Annotated in this window: 15 protein-coding genes; 7 read left to right on the forward strand and 8 right to left on the reverse strand. The window is 41.0% G+C overall.

Annotation, left to right across the window (positions count from 1 at the left end; translation table 11 throughout):
• Positions 1-15: 15 nt before the first annotated feature.
• The 8 genes from C8D94_RS15555 to C8D94_RS02860 form a co-directional block, all read right to left on the reverse strand.
• Positions 16-438: a DUF2752 domain-containing protein gene (locus tag C8D94_RS15555; protein WP_394340206.1), complete on the reverse strand. Its 423-nt coding sequence runs from the start codon at positions 436-438 to the stop codon at positions 16-18.
• Complete coding sequence (locus C8D94_RS02830) at positions 422-697, reverse strand: CD225/dispanin family protein (protein ID WP_115123007.1); 276 nt, start codon at positions 695-697, stop codon at positions 422-424. The genes C8D94_RS15555 and C8D94_RS02830 overlap by 17 nt, the downstream gene beginning before the upstream one ends.
• 73 nt (positions 698-770) lie before the next feature.
• On the reverse strand, positions 771-1,043 hold the full coding sequence (locus C8D94_RS02835) for a CD225/dispanin family protein (protein WP_115122377.1): 273 nt from the start codon (positions 1,041-1,043) through the stop codon (positions 771-773).
• A 46-nt stretch (positions 1,044-1,089) separates the two neighbouring features.
• A complete protein-coding gene (locus C8D94_RS02840) occupies positions 1,090-1,650 on the reverse strand; it encodes a 5-formyltetrahydrofolate cyclo-ligase (protein WP_115123008.1) in 561 nt (186 codons plus the stop codon).
• A gap of 18 nt (positions 1,651-1,668) precedes the next feature.
• On the reverse strand, positions 1,669-2,670 hold the full coding sequence (locus tag C8D94_RS02845) for a succinylglutamate desuccinylase/aspartoacylase family protein (RefSeq protein WP_115122378.1): 1,002 nt from the start codon (positions 2,668-2,670) through the stop codon (positions 1,669-1,671).
• A 3-nt stretch (positions 2,671-2,673) separates the two neighbouring features.
• Positions 2,674-3,546, reverse strand: coding sequence for a 30S ribosomal protein S6--L-glutamate ligase (gene rimK / locus C8D94_RS02850; protein ID WP_115122379.1), 873 nt, complete (start codon positions 3,544-3,546; stop codon positions 2,674-2,676).
• Positions 3,536-3,967: an ATP-dependent zinc protease family protein gene (locus C8D94_RS02855; RefSeq protein ID WP_115122380.1), complete on the reverse strand. Its 432-nt coding sequence runs from the start codon at positions 3,965-3,967 to the stop codon at positions 3,536-3,538. The genes rimK and C8D94_RS02855 overlap by 11 nt, the downstream gene beginning before the upstream one ends.
• 79 nt (positions 3,968-4,046) lie before the next feature.
• Positions 4,047-4,919, reverse strand: a complete 873-nt coding sequence (locus C8D94_RS02860; RefSeq protein ID WP_115122381.1) for an ATP-grasp domain-containing protein — start codon at positions 4,917-4,919, stop codon at positions 4,047-4,049.
• Positions 4,920-5,263: 344 nt separating this feature from the next.
• On the opposite strand from C8D94_RS02860, the gene C8D94_RS02870 reads away from it, so the two are divergent.
• From C8D94_RS02870 to C8D94_RS02900, 7 genes are all read left to right on the forward strand, one after another.
• Positions 5,264-7,939: a T9SS type A sorting domain-containing protein gene (locus C8D94_RS02870; protein ID WP_115122383.1), complete on the forward strand. Its 2,676-nt coding sequence runs from the start codon at positions 5,264-5,266 to the stop codon at positions 7,937-7,939.
• A gap of 246 nt (positions 7,940-8,185) precedes the next feature.
• On the forward strand, positions 8,186-9,979 hold the full coding sequence (gene uvrC / locus C8D94_RS02875; RefSeq protein ID WP_115122384.1) for an excinuclease ABC subunit UvrC: 1,794 nt from the start codon (positions 8,186-8,188) through the stop codon (positions 9,977-9,979).
• Positions 9,980-10,001: 22 nt separating this feature from the next.
• Positions 10,002-12,245 carry a patatin-like phospholipase family protein gene (locus tag C8D94_RS02880; protein ID WP_115122385.1) on the forward strand — a complete coding sequence of 748 codons (2,244 nt, stop codon included), beginning with the start codon at positions 10,002-10,004 and terminating at the stop codon, positions 12,243-12,245.
• Positions 12,246-12,305: 60 nt separating this feature from the next.
• Positions 12,306-13,475 carry a homogentisate 1,2-dioxygenase gene (locus C8D94_RS02885; protein WP_115122386.1) on the forward strand — a complete coding sequence of 390 codons (1,170 nt, stop codon included), beginning with the start codon at positions 12,306-12,308 and terminating at the stop codon, positions 13,473-13,475.
• Positions 13,476-13,595: 120 nt separating this feature from the next.
• On the forward strand, positions 13,596-14,759 hold the full coding sequence (gene hppD, locus C8D94_RS02890) for a 4-hydroxyphenylpyruvate dioxygenase (protein ID WP_115122387.1): 1,164 nt from the start codon (positions 13,596-13,598) through the stop codon (positions 14,757-14,759).
• A gap of 100 nt (positions 14,760-14,859) precedes the next feature.
• The gene (locus C8D94_RS02895) at positions 14,860-15,630 is read left to right on the forward strand and encodes a DUF3108 domain-containing protein (RefSeq protein WP_115122388.1); all 771 of its coding nucleotides are present in this window, start codon (positions 14,860-14,862) and stop codon (positions 15,628-15,630) included.
• 4 nt (positions 15,631-15,634) lie between these two features.
• Positions 15,635-16,570 (forward strand): tryptophan 2,3-dioxygenase family protein, encoded by a 936-nt coding sequence (locus C8D94_RS02900; RefSeq protein WP_115122389.1) that lies wholly within the window; start codon positions 15,635-15,637, stop codon positions 16,568-16,570.
• Positions 16,571-16,577: the final 7 nt, after the last annotated feature.

Here is a 16,577-nt window from a genome sequence, read left to right on the forward strand (position 1 = left end):
TTTTCCTATAAAATATTATTCCCCATAAGGAGCCAGATAATGAAATGGAGCAACCGGAATATTGCGCAACACCCAGTAAATTAAGGCAACGGCAAAGTAACCATAGATAAACCAAGGTTTATAGAAAAGTTGGACCCTATGCGATTGTTGAAAGATGTAATTATAGATTTTGGTGCCCAAACCGTACATAACTAATGGTAACGACAACACCATAAAAGGGTTGAGCCTAAACGCTGTATATAAGTTGAGATGAAGCAAATGGTGTATAGCTCTTTGCGAGCCACATCCCGCACAGTGATACCCTGTAAGAGATTTAAAGGGGCAACTCAAAAAAAAAGAATATTGCGTTGGATTAAAAGAAAAATACACCAGCAGCAATAAAAAAAACACAAAGCTGCTTGCTATAACAATGGTGATACGTTTAGAAATTGGCCGCACCCTGAATTCCAAAAATGATTAAGGCAACCAATATATAGAGCACAACCAACACACCGATAGAAACCGCACTGTATATAGACCATTTTTTGGCATCGTCCGCAGCTTTATGGGCCTCGGCGTGAAAGCCTTGATACCATAACTGCTCCACTTTGGAGGCCTTTATTATAGCTACTATGCCTAGAGGCAAGCAACACAGTACAGTGCTTAAAATTGCCCATACCATATTATTGTCTGGTGGGGGTTGTTGGGTTGGGTTCATACAGCAAATATAGGTTTTAATAAAAATACCCCCAAACACGATGCTTGGGGGTTTAATAGTATCCTTAAAGGTTTTAGAATCCTCCCGCAGCAACTCCTGCAAAAATTAGGATGATATATAATACCCAGAAAATAGCTGAGATTGCAATTCCCCAAATAGCCCATTTTTTTGCATCGTCGGCACTTTTTTGGGCGCCAGCGTGGTCACCTTGTAGCCATAACGATTTTACCTTGGTAGACTTAATGATTGAAACTATGCCCAAAGGCCAGCAAAAAATGATACAAATAATGGCCCATACCAAGTTGTTGTCTGGTGGGCTGCCCGCAGGCATGTTTTGATTTTCCATATTGGTTGGTTTTTTAAGATTTGGTTAACAATATACAATGGAATTTTTAGAATGCATAAATTTTATGCGGTGTAACACAGTAATTTAGCGGAAAATCTATGTTTTCATTGAGTATTTTTTCTTCGGCTTCAAAGAATGAGACTCCTATTTTGAGACATTCAGGCTTGCATTGGGCCAAAAACCTATCGTAAAAACCTTTTCCGTAGCCAACCCTGTTCCCATTAATGTCAAAAGCCAAGAGGGGCACAAAAACTACCTCGAATTGTTGAGGTGGAATTGCGATGCCTCTAACAGGTTCGGGGATGTCGTATGCTGAAACCTTAATGGGGGTGTTTTCCTGTAGTAAGATATGCTCCATTTCAAAAGACTTGAAATCTGCTTTGGGGATACCAATGCTTTTGTCCTTGCCCTGGAGTATATGTAATAGAAACTCGGTATTGACTTCTTTTTTTTCTGAAATTGATAAAAAAACGTGATAGTACGTCTTTTCCCAAATGGGCAACTTTAGTGCTTGGTTGGCAATGGCAATGCTCCATTCTTCAACAGCTTCAGGAGAAAGGGTGTTGCGTAGCCGTTTGTATTTTTTCCGAAGTTCTTTTTTGTCCATGGCTTTCAACTAGTGGTATCAATCTTCGTTTTCTTCATCTTCTGAAACTATAGCATCTTCAGTAGAAATATGAAAAATAGCATCTCCCTGGTGTACAATAGGTGCGTGGTTCACATTAATAATGTACCCTGCGTTGGGAGCTTTTACCTTAAAACGCATGGCTCCGTAGGGGTCGGTTATGGTAGCCAAAAACTCATCTTTTTCCACATATTTGCCACAGGGTATCTTAACGTGTAGCAGTCCGCTTCTTTGGGCACGTACCCACCTGCTCTTTTCAATAAGCACACTTTTTTCACCAATTTCAGCAACATTGAATTTACTACCTAACATTTCTAAGTGTGCCAATATCCTCACGGTTCCTTCTACACCGTGTTTTACAATGTGCTTGTCACTCTCCAAACTTTTACCACCCTCAAACAGCAAACTGGGAATGCCCATCTTGGCGCAGGTAGCCCTGTACGATTTTGAGAGGTTTGATGAGTATACCGTAAATGGGGCGTTAAAAATTTCAGCTAATTTCAGAAGATTTTCATTGTCCGGTACTACACGTATTTGTGGTGCATTAAAGCGTTGTGCGCCTCCCGTATGGAAATCCAGACAATAATCTGCCAACGGAACGATCTCTTTCGTAAAATGGTATGCCACCCTACTGGCCAAGGATCCCGTTTTGGTGCCTGGGAACACACGGTTTAGGTCGCGACCATCGGGAAAGCTGCGATCTGCATTCAAAAAGCCAAAAATATTCAGGATAGGGATGCAGATTATAGTTCCTTTTTTTGGTTTGTTTATCCCCTTGGCAATAATTTGCCGTACTACTTCCACGCCATTTATCTCATCTCCGTGTATGCCTCCCGTTAGCAGTACGGTAGGTCCGGGTTCTTGTGCCCTGGAGACAATAACGGGAATCTCCACTTTGGTAGAGGTGTATAGTTTGGCAAAACTAAAATTGATGGTCTTGGTCTCGCCCGGGGCTACATTTTTCCCCAAGATGATAAAATGTGAAGTATCTTGTTCGCTCATGGCCTAGATGCTTCGTTCAATATACTTAATTATTTCACGTGCAATATCTTTTCCAGTGGCTTTTTCAATGCCTTCCAGACCTGGGGAAGAGTTTACTTCCAAGATCAAAGGGCCGCGGGAAGATTGCAACATATCTACCCCTGCAATACCCAGTCCCATGGCTTTGGCCGCTTTTATGGCGGCAGTTTCTTCTTCGTCGGTAAGGTCAATAATTTCGGCACTTCCACCGCGGTGCAGGTTGCTCCTAAATTCGCCTTCCTTTCCTTGCCGTTTCATGGCACCTACCACGCGACCATCTATAACAATTGCACGAATATCTGCTCCGCCTGCCTCTTTTATAAACTCTTGTACAATCACTCGGGCCTGTAGGTTATTAAAAGCTTCAATAACACTTTCTGCAGCTTTTTTTGTTTCAGCAAGGATTACACCTATTCCTTGTGTACCCTCTAAAAGTTTTATGATTACAGGTGCACCACCTACTTGGTCCACAATACCTGCGACGTTTTTGGAGTAGTTGGTAAAAATGGTTTTGGGCAATCCCAAACCAGCCCTGGAAAGTATTTGAAGGCTCCTCAATTTGTCACGGGAGCGTACCAATGCCATAGACTCGGTAGTTGTGAAACAGCGCATCATCTCGAACTGGCGCACAACCGCAGTACCGTAAAAGGTAACCGAAGCACCTATCCTAGGGATAACGGCATCTACGTCCTCAATTTTTTTGCCTTTGTAATATACACAGGGATTTTTCTTTTCAATTACTATATCGCACTTGGTATGGTTTATTATTTCGACCGTGTGCTTTCGTTTTTCAGCAGCCTGTACAATTCGTTGGGTAGAATAGAGATTGGGTGCTGCAGAGAGTATCTTAATGTTCATGTTTCAGTTTTAGTTTGTGGGACAGGTTTGTTTTGGTAATATCTACCACGAAGCGCTTGGTCAAAAATTTTCGTCCCAACAATACGGGATATTTCATCTCTTCTCTATCGCTCAAGGTTAAGAATATGGGATATCGTTTCCCAAATAGTTCAATTTCAGTAAGTATTCTATAGCGTGCTTGGGATTTTCCGTTGCTGCTTTTTACCACACGTACATCATATTTGTCAAACTTGAATTCTTTTTCATGGTACGATGGGTGCTCGGGATCTAAAAAAACGCATTTTAGGTAATTGTCTTCAATAGTCACGTTCTTACAATGGATGCTGGATGTGTATGCTCCCGTATCTATCTTTACCTCAATATCGTGTAAATGTAATAATGGAAAATCTGCTTTGTCTATCCGTCCTATCTTTCGTTTCAAAAAATCTAATTTTTATGATTGTTGAAAGGTACTAAAACCACGAAGAACAGAGGAATATTGGCACTGTTTTAAGCAAGATTTAACGCTTAGTGCGTTCCAGATACCCAATGATGCTTTTGGAAATATTCTTGCCAGTGGTGTTCTCTATACCCTCCAGCCCTGGGGTGCTGTTTATTTCAAGTACCAAAGGCCCTCTGTCCGACTGTAATATATCCACCCCGCACACCCCCAACCGTAATGCCTTTGCAGCCTTTAGCGCAACACGTTCTTCCTCGTAGGAAAGCTGAATGGGCTGTGCACTCCCGCCACGATGTAGATTGGACCTAAAATCGCCCGCCTTGCAGCTGCGTTTCATGGCGGCCACCACTACGCCATCTACCACAATGGCACGTAGGTCCTCTCCTTTAGATTCGGCTATGTATTCCTGTAGGATAAAGCGTACTTTGCTGGTCTGTAGCGTCTCTATGGTTGCCAAGGCGTTCTGTGGACTCTCGGAAAGGATTACCCCATTGCCGTGCGTGCCTTCCAGTATTTTTATAATAACGGGTTTTTCCTTAAAATTTTCCAGCAAAAAAGAAGCGTCGTAATAATCGCCCAGCACGGTATTGGGGATAGGGATATCCGCTTTTGCCAAGATTTGGAAGCAGGTCCATTTGTCCCGGGAATTCAGGATACCCTCGGCAGAAACTGCACAAGTAACACCCGCTCCCTCAAAATGGCGCACGAGCGATGACCCTTGCAATGTGTTGCTCGCCCCTATGCGAGGGATCACGGCATGAAGATCGTCCACTACCTCGTCGTGATAGTATAGGACGGGCTTGCCAGCCTCTACAGTAAGGTTGAAATATAAGGGGTTGAGCACTTCCATCGTATGGTTTCGTGCCTCCCCTGCCTTGAGCAGACTTTTCGTAGAGTATAGGTTTTCGCCCCGCGAAAGGATAGCAATGTTCATGGTTGAAAGATACGGATAGAATTTGAAATCGGGCTTCGATACATTTTGAATGTTGCTCTCGCACATTCAGAACACTCAGCCACCAGTTGAAGACGATACCAAAAACAACAACAAACCCATAATAGAACTTAATTCCCCATTGAGAGCCGGTCCCGAGCTCGCTTCGGGAGGGGTAGGGGGGTGTTTTTTAAAATTTAATCAAAACCCAACTCCTGACCTGGCAGGTCTGAAAGATGATAGAATTTAAAACCTAGAATCAAAAACTCAAAAAAAGCCCCCATTTTCTTGCCCCTATTTCGTTTTTTTTTTTTCTTTAGGCAAATTTTACTGAAACCCTACTACTTATGTGCAAAATACTACTAGTTTGTCTGTCCCTTTTTATAAGCGTAACCACCTATTCACAAATCGTAAACATTCCTGATGCTAATTTTAAAGCGCATCTGGTAAATTATACAAACCCCGTTATTGATACCAACGGCGACGGGGAGATACAAGTGAGCGAGGCGGAGGCTGTAAATAGTCAAATAAATATTACTAATGTAGGTGTAAGTGATTTGACTGGTTTGGAAGCTTTTGTAAATATTACTAGTTTTAATTCATCGGGAAACTTATTTACAGAAATTGATTTTACTGGATTAAATGAACTTGAAGTATTGAGTTTATCAGAAGAGCAATTGGAGTTAATTAATTTTTCAAATATTTCAAATTTAGAAAACGTTTTAATTCAATCTTCATCTTTGTCTGTTTTAGATATTTCGAGTCTTATTAATTTAGAAAACTTCCGCTATAGATTATTAAATTCAACTATACCCGTTTTAAATACGTTAATTTTACCTAATACTCAGACCTTAATAGACTTCGATGTTAGTGATACATTAATTGAAAATATCGATTTTACAAATTTTATTAACCTTCAATCTTTAAGATTTGTTCGAGGAGAAATTAGCACTATAGATACTAGCAATTTAATTAATCTAAACTTTTTATCACTTACAGGAAATAATCTTTCAACAATTGATGTTTCACAGAATATCAATTTAAACTTTCTCTCTATTTCTGATCAAAATATTACTTCTGTAGATATTTCTAACTTACCTCAATTGAAAGAGTTGTGGTTTAACAGAAGTAATGTATCTGAAATTGACTTAAGTAATAATCCTTTGTTAGAACAAATTTTAATTTATGAAACTAATATTGATGAACTAGATTTATCTATTCATAATCAATTAAAATCTTTAGATATTTCTTCTACAATGATTGAAGAAATTGATTTATCAAATACACCTCTTATTGAACTTTTAAAAATAAATTTTTTAGAGTTGGATACTATAGATATTACTCCATTATCATTTTTATCAGGATTAGAAGCGGTTTATACTTCATTAACTGAAATTGATTTTTCATCCAATGTAAATTTACAATCTGCAATTTTATTTGGGAACCAATTTGAAAACTTAGATTTTTCCAATTCAAATAATTTAGGTTTACTAGATACTACAAATTCTCTAGAACTACGCTCCATTAACATTAAAAACATTTCGCTACCAGACTTAATCTTTTTTGCAATTAACAATCCTAACTTAGATTTTATCTGCGTAGACGACATTCCACTTGCCATCGCCCAAAATTATAATGTGCCGCCTTTTACTACATACGTAGACGATTGCGCCCTTGCCGGTGGCGATTTAAATTTTATAGAGGGAACGCTAACCTACGACGTAAACGGTAACAATTGTGGCGCAGGAGCGCAACCACTTAACAATTACCTTATTAATGCGAATAACGGTGCCAGCAACTTTGCCAATACTACAAATATAGACGGGGAATACAGCGTAAAAGTAAGTGAGGGAACGTACACCACACAGGTATTAGGCTTACCGCCTTATTACGATACAACACCAACTACGGCAACTAGTACTTTTGCTGGCTTTAACCAAACAGACACTGCAGATTTTTGCGTACAACCCAACACCACCGCAGACGACCTTACGGTAAGTATCATCCCATTAACAGAAGCAAGACCCGGTTTTGAGGCAGACTATGAAGTTGTTTATGAAAATGTAGGAACCACTTCCCTCACAGGTGAAGTAACCGTTACCTTTAGCGATGTGCAGGTAGATTTTGTAACCTCAACCCCAGCGCCAGACAACCAAACCAATAGTACCCTTACTTTTAATGTGGGAACTATCGAGCCATTAACACAAGGAAGTATAATGGCAACTTTTTTATTGGAGCAACCTCCTACCAACCAGAGCGGTCAATTACTACCCTATACGGTAACAATTTTACCCACTGCCAGTGATGCTACACCAGAGGACAACGAGTTTTATCTTCCACAAATCATCGTAAATTCTTATGACCCTAATGACAAAACCTGTTTACAGGGCACGCAAGTGCTTTTTGAAGATGCAGATAAGTATTTGCACTATATCATAAGGTTTCAAAATTTAGGAACGGCAGATGCTATCAATGTTCGTGTTGTAGATGTACTGGATGAGCTGTTGGATGTTTCAACTTTTAGGGTTCTGGATGCAAGTCACAATATGGAAACCACAATTGTGGATGGACAAGTAGATTTTATTTTCGACGATATTAACCTACCTCCTGAAACCGTGGACCCTGAAGGCAGTAATGGGTATGTGACCTTTAAGATAAAGCCAGTTACTACCGTTGCCTTAAACGACGAAGTAGCGAACAGTGCCGATATCTATTTCGATTTTAATGCGCCCATCGTTACTAACACCACGGTTACAAGGTTTGTAGATGTGTTACATGTTGAAGAAGTTTCAGCAATGGATGTTTCAATTTTTCCAAACCCTGCTAAAGACGTTTTAAACATCTCAACCATTTCAAAAATTGAAAATGTAACCTTTGTGAATACTCTAGGGCAAGAGGTTAAAAACATTTCAGTTTCAGAAAACAATAGCAAAGTGGATGTGTCTACCTTAGTTTCGGGACTTTATTTTGTGAAAGTTACTACTATGGATGGGTCTGTAGTGAAAAGGATTGTAAAGGAGTAAGAAATTAGTAAAACGTTGCTCTTCGACAAGCTCAGGGTGACACCTAATGGTTACAAAAGTGGTCTACTTGTTTATCATGCTGAGCCTTTCGACAAGTTCAGGACAAGACTTTCATACCATAGTTTGAAATTACAGAACCCAAGACCAAATTAAAAATCGAAACCGAAACAGAATTGAAAAACCTTAACAAAAATTTGACCCTCTAAAATTTCAGCAAAAAAGGAAATTGCCACTATCTTTACGGGTATGGCAGAAAAAGCTTCGGTACCCTTACAAATTTCTACACTCCCCAATGCGCCCGGTGTATATCAATACTACGATAAAAACGGGAAGCTGCTGTATGTGGGCAAGGCAAAAAACCTGAAAAAACGGGTAAATTCCTACTTCACCAAACAGCACGACAATGCCCGTACCCGCTTGCTCGTTAAACGGATCAAGGACATAAAGCACATTGTTGTAGCAACCGAGACCGATGCACTGCTCTTGGAGAACAACCTCATAAAAAAGTACCAGCCCAAGTACAACGTAATGCTCAAGGACGATAAGAGCTACCCGTGGATATGTATCAAGAACGAACGCTTCCCCAGGGTGTTCCCCACGAGGCGTTTTATAAAGGATGGCTCCGAATATTTTGGCCCCTATACCAGTATGAAAACGGTACATACGCTATTGGATTTAATCAAAGGACTGTATCCCTTACGCACGTGCAATTACGATCTGGCCGAAGAAAAAATACAAAACGGGAAATACAAAGTATGCCTAGAATACCATCTGGAAAATTGTGCCGGGCCTTGCGAGGGACTGCATTCCGAAAAAAGCTATAACGAAAATATCGAGGCCATACGAAACATCATCAAAGGAAATTTTAAAGACTCTTTGGGCGATTTTAAAACCCAAATGAAACAATTTGCGGAAGATCTTCAATTCGAGGATGCACAACGGGTAAAGGAGAAAATTGATGTGCTACAAAACTACCAGGCCAAGAGCACCGTGGTGAATCCCAAGATAAACAATGTAGATGTTTTCAGTATAATTTCAGACGAAAGTTATGCGTATGTAAATTACCTTCAAATTTCGTTTGGGAGTATCATTCGTTCGCACACGCTGGAAATAAAAAAGAAACTGGAAGAAACCGATAAGGAGTTGTTGGAACTGGCGGTGGTAGAACTTCGGCAGCGTTTCAACTCGCAGTGCAAGGAGCTGTATGTGCCTTTTAAAATTGAAACCGAAGAAGGAGTGAAAATCCATATCCCGAAACTAGGGGATAAGAAGAAAATTCTGGATATGTCTACCAGAAACGCAAAATACTACCGCATGGAGCGTTTCAAACAAGCCAAGATCGTGGATCCGGACCGTCATGAAAAACGTATCATGGCACAAATGAAAAAGGATTTGCGATTAAGCCAAGAACCTCGCCATATTGAGTGTTTTGACAATAGTAACATACAAGGGACCAATCCCGTGGCAGCCTGTGTAGTATTCAAGAACGGAAAACCGAGCAAGAAGGACTATCGTAAGTTCAATATCAAGACGGTGGAAGGCCCGGACGATTTCGCTTCGATGGAAGAAGTGGTGTACCGCCGTTATAAAAGATTGAAGGAAGAAGAGCAACCCTTGCCGCAACTCATCATCATAGATGGGGGGAAGGGCCAGTTGTCCAGCTCGTTAAAAGCATTGGATAAACTGGAGCTAAGAGGAAAAATCGCTATTATAGGTATTGCAAAACGATTGGAGGAATTGTTCTATCCGGACGATCCCGTCCCATTGTATTTGGACAAAAAATCTGAAACTTTAAAGATCATACAACAATTACGCAATGAGGCACACCGTTTTGGTATTACCTTCCATCGTGACAAACGAAGCAAGGAAGCCTTGGAATCTGGACTGGAGAGTATCCCTGGTATAGGTGAAAAAACCATTGTGGAACTATTGAAGAAATTCAAGAGTACCAAACGAATTGAAAAAGCCAGTTTTGAAGATTTGGCAAATGTAGTGGGCGCTAGCAGGGCGAAGAAAATCGTTACCTATTTTCAAAAATGATAAAGAAACTAGAAAAAATTCTTTGAAAAGAATCATTCAAATAATCGTCTGTTTTTTTGCGGTAGTTCAAATTTCCGCACAGGACACCATACCCGATAATCCAAAAGTAGGACTGGTGCTCAGTGGCGGTGGTGCCAAGGGGCTCGCACATATTGGAGTGCTCAAAAAAATTGAGGAAGCAGGTGTGCGCATAGATTATATTGGCGGTACCAGCATGGGTGCTATCATTGGAGGGCTATATGCTTCAGGGTACACGGCCAAGCAATTGGACTCTATGTTCCGTGCGGTAGATTTCGACAAGTTGATACAAGATGATATTCCGCGTAGTGCCAAAACCTTTTACGAGAAAAATGAAACCGATAAGTATGCCATCACCCTACCTTTTGAGGGGTTCCAGGTCAGGTTGCCATCGGGCATTAGCAAAGGGCAAAATGTGTACAACCTCTTCAGTAAGTTAACAAATCATGTGAGCAATGTTAAGGATTTTGGTGAACTTCCCACACCATTTTTATGCGTTGCCACGAATATTGAGAATGGTAAAGCGGTTGTTTTGGAAGAAGGTTATCTGCCCAGGGCTATCTCGGCCAGTGGAGCATTACCCTCGCTGTTCAGCCCTGTGTATATAGATGATGTGCTCATGGTGGATGGCGGTGTGGTGAACAATTATCCCGTAGATGAAATAAGGGCCAAGGGGATGGACATCATCATTGGGGTAGATGTACAGGATAGCCTGAGGGACAGGACAAACCTACGCTCTGGGCTAGAAGTGTTAACACAGATAAATAACTTCCGCACCATAAACGATATGAAAGAAAAACGGAAGAAGACCGATATCTATCTGAACCCAAATATCGTGGATTTTACGGTTATAGCTTTCAACGATGGTGAAAAAATTATAGAGGCCGGCTATGACGAAGCCAGTTTAAAGATGGAAGAACTGCAAGCATTGGCTGCACGGCAAAAACCCAAAGAACAACAAAAAGTTGAATTTAATAAAGAAACCTCACTGTACATCACCAAGGTAGAAGTTGATGGTCTGGAAAATTACACAAGAGCCTACGTATTGGGGAAACTAAAACTAAAAATCCCTGCAAAAGTTACCTATCAAAGTTTTAACGAAGGAATAAACAATCTTTCAGCCACAGGGAATTTTCAGGATATAAACTATAGGCTCATAGAGGATGGCGAAGGCATGTATAAAGTTAGTTTTCAGCTTAGGGAGAGTAACATTAAAACACTTCTCAGGTTAGGCGCACATTATGACGATTTATATAGAACCGGAGCCCTGTTGAACGTAACCCGCAAACGGCTGTTGACCAATAACGATATTGCTTCCCTTGATTTTATCGTGGGCGATAACATACGATATAACTTCAATTATTATATAGATAAGGGCTACTACTGGAGTATAGGGCTGAACTCAAGTTTCGATTTTTTCGATAAGAATGTGCCCGTGTCGTTCATCTTTTCAGAAAACTTAGTGGAAGAGGAAGGAGTGCAAACCTCGCTCAACGAGATAGAACTGGAATACAGTGATATTACCAACCAGATTTATTTTGAAACCCTCTTTAGACGAACTTTTTTATTGGGAATAGGTGCAGAACATAAAAAACTCCGCTACCTATCCAAGACCATTGGGGTAGACCAAGACAACAATGCGCAAACGGTTTTTGAGAACACCAATTACTTTAGCACCTACGGATATTTGGTGTACGATACGTACGACAATACGTTTTTCCCAAAAGAGGGTGTTTTCTTCTCGGGAGATTTTCACCTGTATCTTTTTGGTGAGGGACTTAACGAGGATTTTGAAAGTTTCAGTATTGCAAAAGCAAAAGCAGGGTACGCAAAATCTATCGGGAAATTTACAGCACAACTCACAACCGAGGGGGGCTTTAAAATAGGGAACAACGATACTCGCTCTTTGGACTTTTTTATGGGTGGTTTCGGTTTCAAGGAAATTAATAATATAGTTCCATTTTATGGCTACGAAGCCTTGTCCCTTCGAGGTAATACTTACCTAAAAAGCGGCTTGACCTTCGATTACGAGATCTTCAAAAAGAACCATATCAATCTTGCTGCGAATATTAGTAATATTGGCGATAATCTTTTCGAAAACAGGGGCTGGATAGACGGTGTGGACTATAGCGGTTTTGCCTTGGGGTACGGGTTGGAAACGTTCTTGGGCCCCCTTCAGATAAAATATGCCTATTCTCCAGAGCGTGATGAGAGCGAATGGCACGTGAGCGCAGGGTTTAAGTTTTAATAATCCCTTATCATAAACTGCGGTAAAATTTTCCGATATTTGTAACAAACACAAGTAACTATGCCTTTTTACCATACACTAGGAAAAATACCGCCCAAGCGACATACTCAATTCAGAAAGGAAGATGGCAGTTTGTATGCCGAGCAATTGTTCGGTACCAGTGGTTTCGACGGCATGTACAGCAACTCCTACCATGAGCAACGTCCCACACAGGTAAAGGAAATAAAAAAGCAGTACAATGTAGCTCCAAAAATTGCGAAGAAGAACAATATACAATCGTATCGTTTTAAAGGATTTCAAGTTGCTCCAGAAAAAGATTATCTGGACAGCCGCAAAGCAGTGTTGACGAATAGCGATTGCACCATAATCTTAGCAGCTCCGCAAGAGAGCCAAGAAAAATATTTCTACAAGAATACCGATGCTGACGAACTTATCTTTGTACATAAAGGAAGCGGAAAATTGCGCACCCACCTTGGAAATCTTGATTTTAAATACGGCGACTACCTTGTGATCCCACGAGGCATGATATATAAAATGCAGTTTGATACTGAAGACAATAGGCTATTTATCGTAGAATCCCGCCGTCCCATTTATACACCCAAACGCTACCGAAACTGGTTTGGGCAATTGCTGGAACACTCCCCCTTTTGCGAGCGTGATATCCGCAAACCTTACGAGCTGGAAACCAACAATGAAAATGGCGAATTTTTGATGAAAATTAAAAAAGCCGATGAGATTATTGAAATGGTGTATGCATCCCACCCGTTCGATGTGGTTGGGTACGATGGTTACAACTATCCCTATGCTTTTTCCATTCACGATTTCGAACCCATAACGGGACGTATCCACCAGCCGCCACCGGTTCACCAAACATTTGAGACCGATGCTTTTGTAGTGTGTAGTTTTGTGCCCAGATTGTACGATTATCACCCAAAAAGCATTCCCGCACCATACAACCATAGCAATATAGATAGTGATGAGGTGTTGTATTATGTAGACGGTGATTTTATGAGCCGCAACGATGTGGATGCAGGACACATTTCCCTTCACCCGGCAGGAATCCCCCACGGGCCGCATCCTGGCAGCGTGGAGCGTAGCATTGGTAAAGTAAAGACAGACGAGCTCGCCGTAATGGTAGATACCTTTAAGCCACTCATGGTGACCGAAGAAGCCCTAAAAATTGCAGATGAAACCTATTATCAATCTTGGTTGGATGAAAATCATAAATAAGAGAATATTTTTTACATACCGAAACGAAATGCTACCGCACTTTCGAGCCATGTGGTAACTGCTATCATTATTTTCAATTAATAAACCGGAAGTATAAATAGCAATTAAAACAATACAATCATGCCAAAAGAAATAAAAAACCTAAAAGACCTTCAAAATACCGAATTCGGACTCAAAAAATTGTTCGATGAAGCCGAGGATTTCCTTCCGCTTCTGGGAACAGATTATGTAGAGCTATATGTAGGCAACGCAAAACAAGCCGCCCACTTTTACAAAACAGCATTTGGCTTTCAATCATTAGCCTATGCAGGCTTGGAAACGGGACTAAAAGATCGTGTCTCCTATGTGTTGCAACAAGATAAAATCCGTTTGGTGCTCACTTCGCCACTCAACAAGGGCGGTGAAATAAATCGCCACCTCGAAGAGCACGGCGATGCTGCAAAAGTGATCGCACTTTGGGTGGACGATGCCGCCAAAGCTTTTGAAGAAACCACAAAAAGAGGTGCAAAACCCTATTTTGAACCTAAAAAAGAAGAAGACGAGCACGGCCACGTTATAAAATCTGGTATCTATACCTATGGCGAGACCGTCCATATTTTCGTGGAAAGAAAACATTACAACGGTATCTTCCTCCCAGGATTTGTTGAGTGGGAATCGCATTACAACCCAGAGCCAGTAGGTCTTAAATTTATTGATCATATTGTAGGTAACGTGGGCTGGAACGAAATGAACAAATGGTGTAAGTTTTATGCCGAAGTAATGGGCTTTGCGCAAATTATCTCCTTTGCAGACGACGATATATCTACTGAGTATACAGCTCTTATGAGTAAGGTGATGAGCAACGGCAACGGTCGTATAAAGTTCCCCATAAACGAACCCGCCGAAGCAGAGAAAAAATCACAGATTGAAGAATATCTGGACTTTTACAATGGACCGGGGGTACAACATTTGGCCTTGGCAACAGACGATATTGTTGCAACCGTTTCAGCCATGCGCGACCGGGGTGTCGAGTTCCTATATGTGCCAGATACCTATTACGACGATATTACCGAACGTGTGGGTGAAATTGACGAGGACATTTCCCTACTAAAGGAGCACGGTATCTTGATAGACCGTGACGAAGAAGGTTATTTGTTGCAACTCTTCACAAACAATGTGTTGGACAGGCCCACGATGTTCATAGAGATCATCCAGCGAAAAGGAGCACAGAGCTTTGGCGTAGGTAACTTTAAAGCACTTTTTGAGGCCATTGAGCGTCAACAGGCAAAAAGAGGTACGCTATAATCTACAGGTAACAAAAATAAAACTCCATCGTTTAAAGGTGGGGTTTTATTTTTTTGGAACAATCCTTGTAATTTGAAACACAAAGCCCTAAAAATAAGCTATGAAAAAAATACTCACAATCCTTTTGGTAGTTGCTGTTACAATTGCTTCGGCACAAGATAAAGCCTATGGCGATGGCGAGTGGTTCAAGTTCAGGATTCATTATGGTTTCATAACTGCTGGCTATGCTACCCTACAAGTAGATGATACAGTTTTAAATGGTAAGGAAGTGTACCACATAAAAGGAGTGGGCGAGACCACAGGTGCCTCACGTTTCTTCTTTAAGGTTGAAGATTATTACGACTCGTATGTAGACAAACAAAAGGATATTCCGTATAAATTTATTCGCAAGATAGACGAAGGCGGCCACACCAAGGATATTGAGATAGATTTCGACCATGTCTCAGGCAAGGCGTTGGTACACAATAAAAAACACCAAACCAAGACCTTGATAGATTTCCCAAAAGACGCACAGGATATGGTGTCTGCGTTTTATTACCTTCGGAATAATCTGGATACCGAAAGCATCCAGATAGGCGAAACCATAAACATGGATATGTTTTTTGATGACGAAGCCTATAAATTTAAACTGAAATTTTTGGGTCGTGAAATATTGAAAACCGAATTTGGCAGTGTACCCACCCTAAAATTCAGACCCTACGTACAAGCGGGACGGGTATTCAAGGAAAAAGAAAGTTTAACGGTGTGGGTCACAGACGATGGAAATAAAATGCCAGTCCTCATTAAAGCAGATCTTGCCGTTGGTTCCCTAAAAGCAAGCCTGGTTCAGTTTAAAGGGCTAAGGCATTCTTTCAGAATTGTTGTAGATTAGCACCGTGAAAAACAAAGCCGAAGAAACACAGGAATTACTCAAGCAATTGGAAGAAAAATACCAGTTGCTGGACCAAGATATCAACACCCACCTAGAAGGGCTCTTGCATAGCAAACCCATTAACTATTGGGACTATATCCAGACCGATGCCTTATTGAGCCTTCAGCGACAAGAAACCACCTTTCCGGACGAGATGGTCTTTATTATGTACCATCAAGTAAACGAATTACTGTTCAAGATGATGCTGTGGGAGATACGTCAAATTTCATATAAAGAAGGCTTAACGGCACAGTTCTTTTCCGAAAGACTGGGAAGGATTAGTAGATATTTCGATATGTTGACCTCTTCGTTTCAGATCATGACCCAAGGAATGGAGGTGGAACAGTACCTAAAATTTAGAAATACCCTGGCACCAGCAAGTGGTTTCCAGAGTGCCCAATATAGAAAGATCGAGTTCGCCTGTACAGATTTGTTGCAGCTCATTGATGCACGGTTCAGAAAAACCATAGACCGTAACACCCCATTTTCACACGCCTTTGAACATTTGTACTGGCAAGCTGCAGGGAAAGATTACCACACCGGAAAAAAAAGTTATACCCTTAGCCAGTTCGAGGCAAAATATAGAAAGGAGTTTATACGTTTCATGAAAGAATACAATACTATAAACGTATATGCACGGTTCTTGGCATTGCCCGAAGAAGCCAGAAAAGATGAAAAGCTAGTTAAAGCTATGCGGCATTTAGACAGAACCATAAACATAACTTGGGTGATGGCACATTACAATACTGCTGCAAAGTACCTTAACCACGGCGAACAACCCGAAACAGCCACTGGCGGTAGTGAATGGGCAAAGTACATGCACCCAAAATACCAGAAACGAATTTTTTTCCCCGCAGTCTGGACCCAAGAAGAACTGGACACATGGGGAGAAGACATATAAAATTAAT

Source organism: Marinirhabdus gelatinilytica (assembly GCF_003353425.1).
In the GTDB taxonomy this organism is placed as follows: domain Bacteria; phylum Bacteroidota; class Bacteroidia; order Flavobacteriales; family Flavobacteriaceae; genus Marinirhabdus; species Marinirhabdus gelatinilytica.

What these genes read in the sequence shown, in the direction of transcription:
- C8D94_RS02830 (WP_115123007.1), bottom strand. Translation starts at nt 697, where the DNA reads ATGAACCCAACCCAACAACCCCCACCAGACAATAATATGGTATGGGCA.
- C8D94_RS02835 (WP_115122377.1), bottom strand. Translation starts at nt 1,043, where the DNA reads ATGGAAAATCAAAACATGCCTGCGGGCAGCCCACCAGACAACAACTTG.
- C8D94_RS02840 (WP_115123008.1), bottom strand. Translation starts at nt 1,650, where the DNA reads ATGGACAAAAAAGAACTTCGGAAAAAATACAAACGGCTACGCAACACC.
- C8D94_RS02845 (WP_115122378.1), bottom strand. Translation starts at nt 2,670, where the DNA reads ATGAGCGAACAAGATACTTCACATTTTATCATCTTGGGGAAAAATGTA.
- rimK (WP_115122379.1), bottom strand. Translation starts at nt 3,546, where the DNA reads ATGAACATTAAGATACTCTCTGCAGCACCCAATCTCTATTCTACCCAA.
- C8D94_RS02860 (WP_115122381.1), bottom strand. Translation starts at nt 4,919, where the DNA reads ATGAACATTGCTATCCTTTCGCGGGGCGAAAACCTATACTCTACGAAA.
- C8D94_RS02870 (WP_115122383.1), top strand. Translation starts at nt 5,264, where the DNA reads ATGTGCAAAATACTACTAGTTTGTCTGTCCCTTTTTATAAGCGTAACC.
- uvrC (WP_115122384.1), top strand. Translation starts at nt 8,186, where the DNA reads ATGGCAGAAAAAGCTTCGGTACCCTTACAAATTTCTACACTCCCCAAT.
- C8D94_RS02885 (WP_115122386.1), top strand. Translation starts at nt 12,306, where the DNA reads ATGCCTTTTTACCATACACTAGGAAAAATACCGCCCAAGCGACATACT.
- hppD (WP_115122387.1), top strand. Translation starts at nt 13,596, where the DNA reads ATGCCAAAAGAAATAAAAAACCTAAAAGACCTTCAAAATACCGAATTC.
- C8D94_RS02895 (WP_115122388.1), top strand. Translation starts at nt 14,860, where the DNA reads ATGAAAAAAATACTCACAATCCTTTTGGTAGTTGCTGTTACAATTGCT.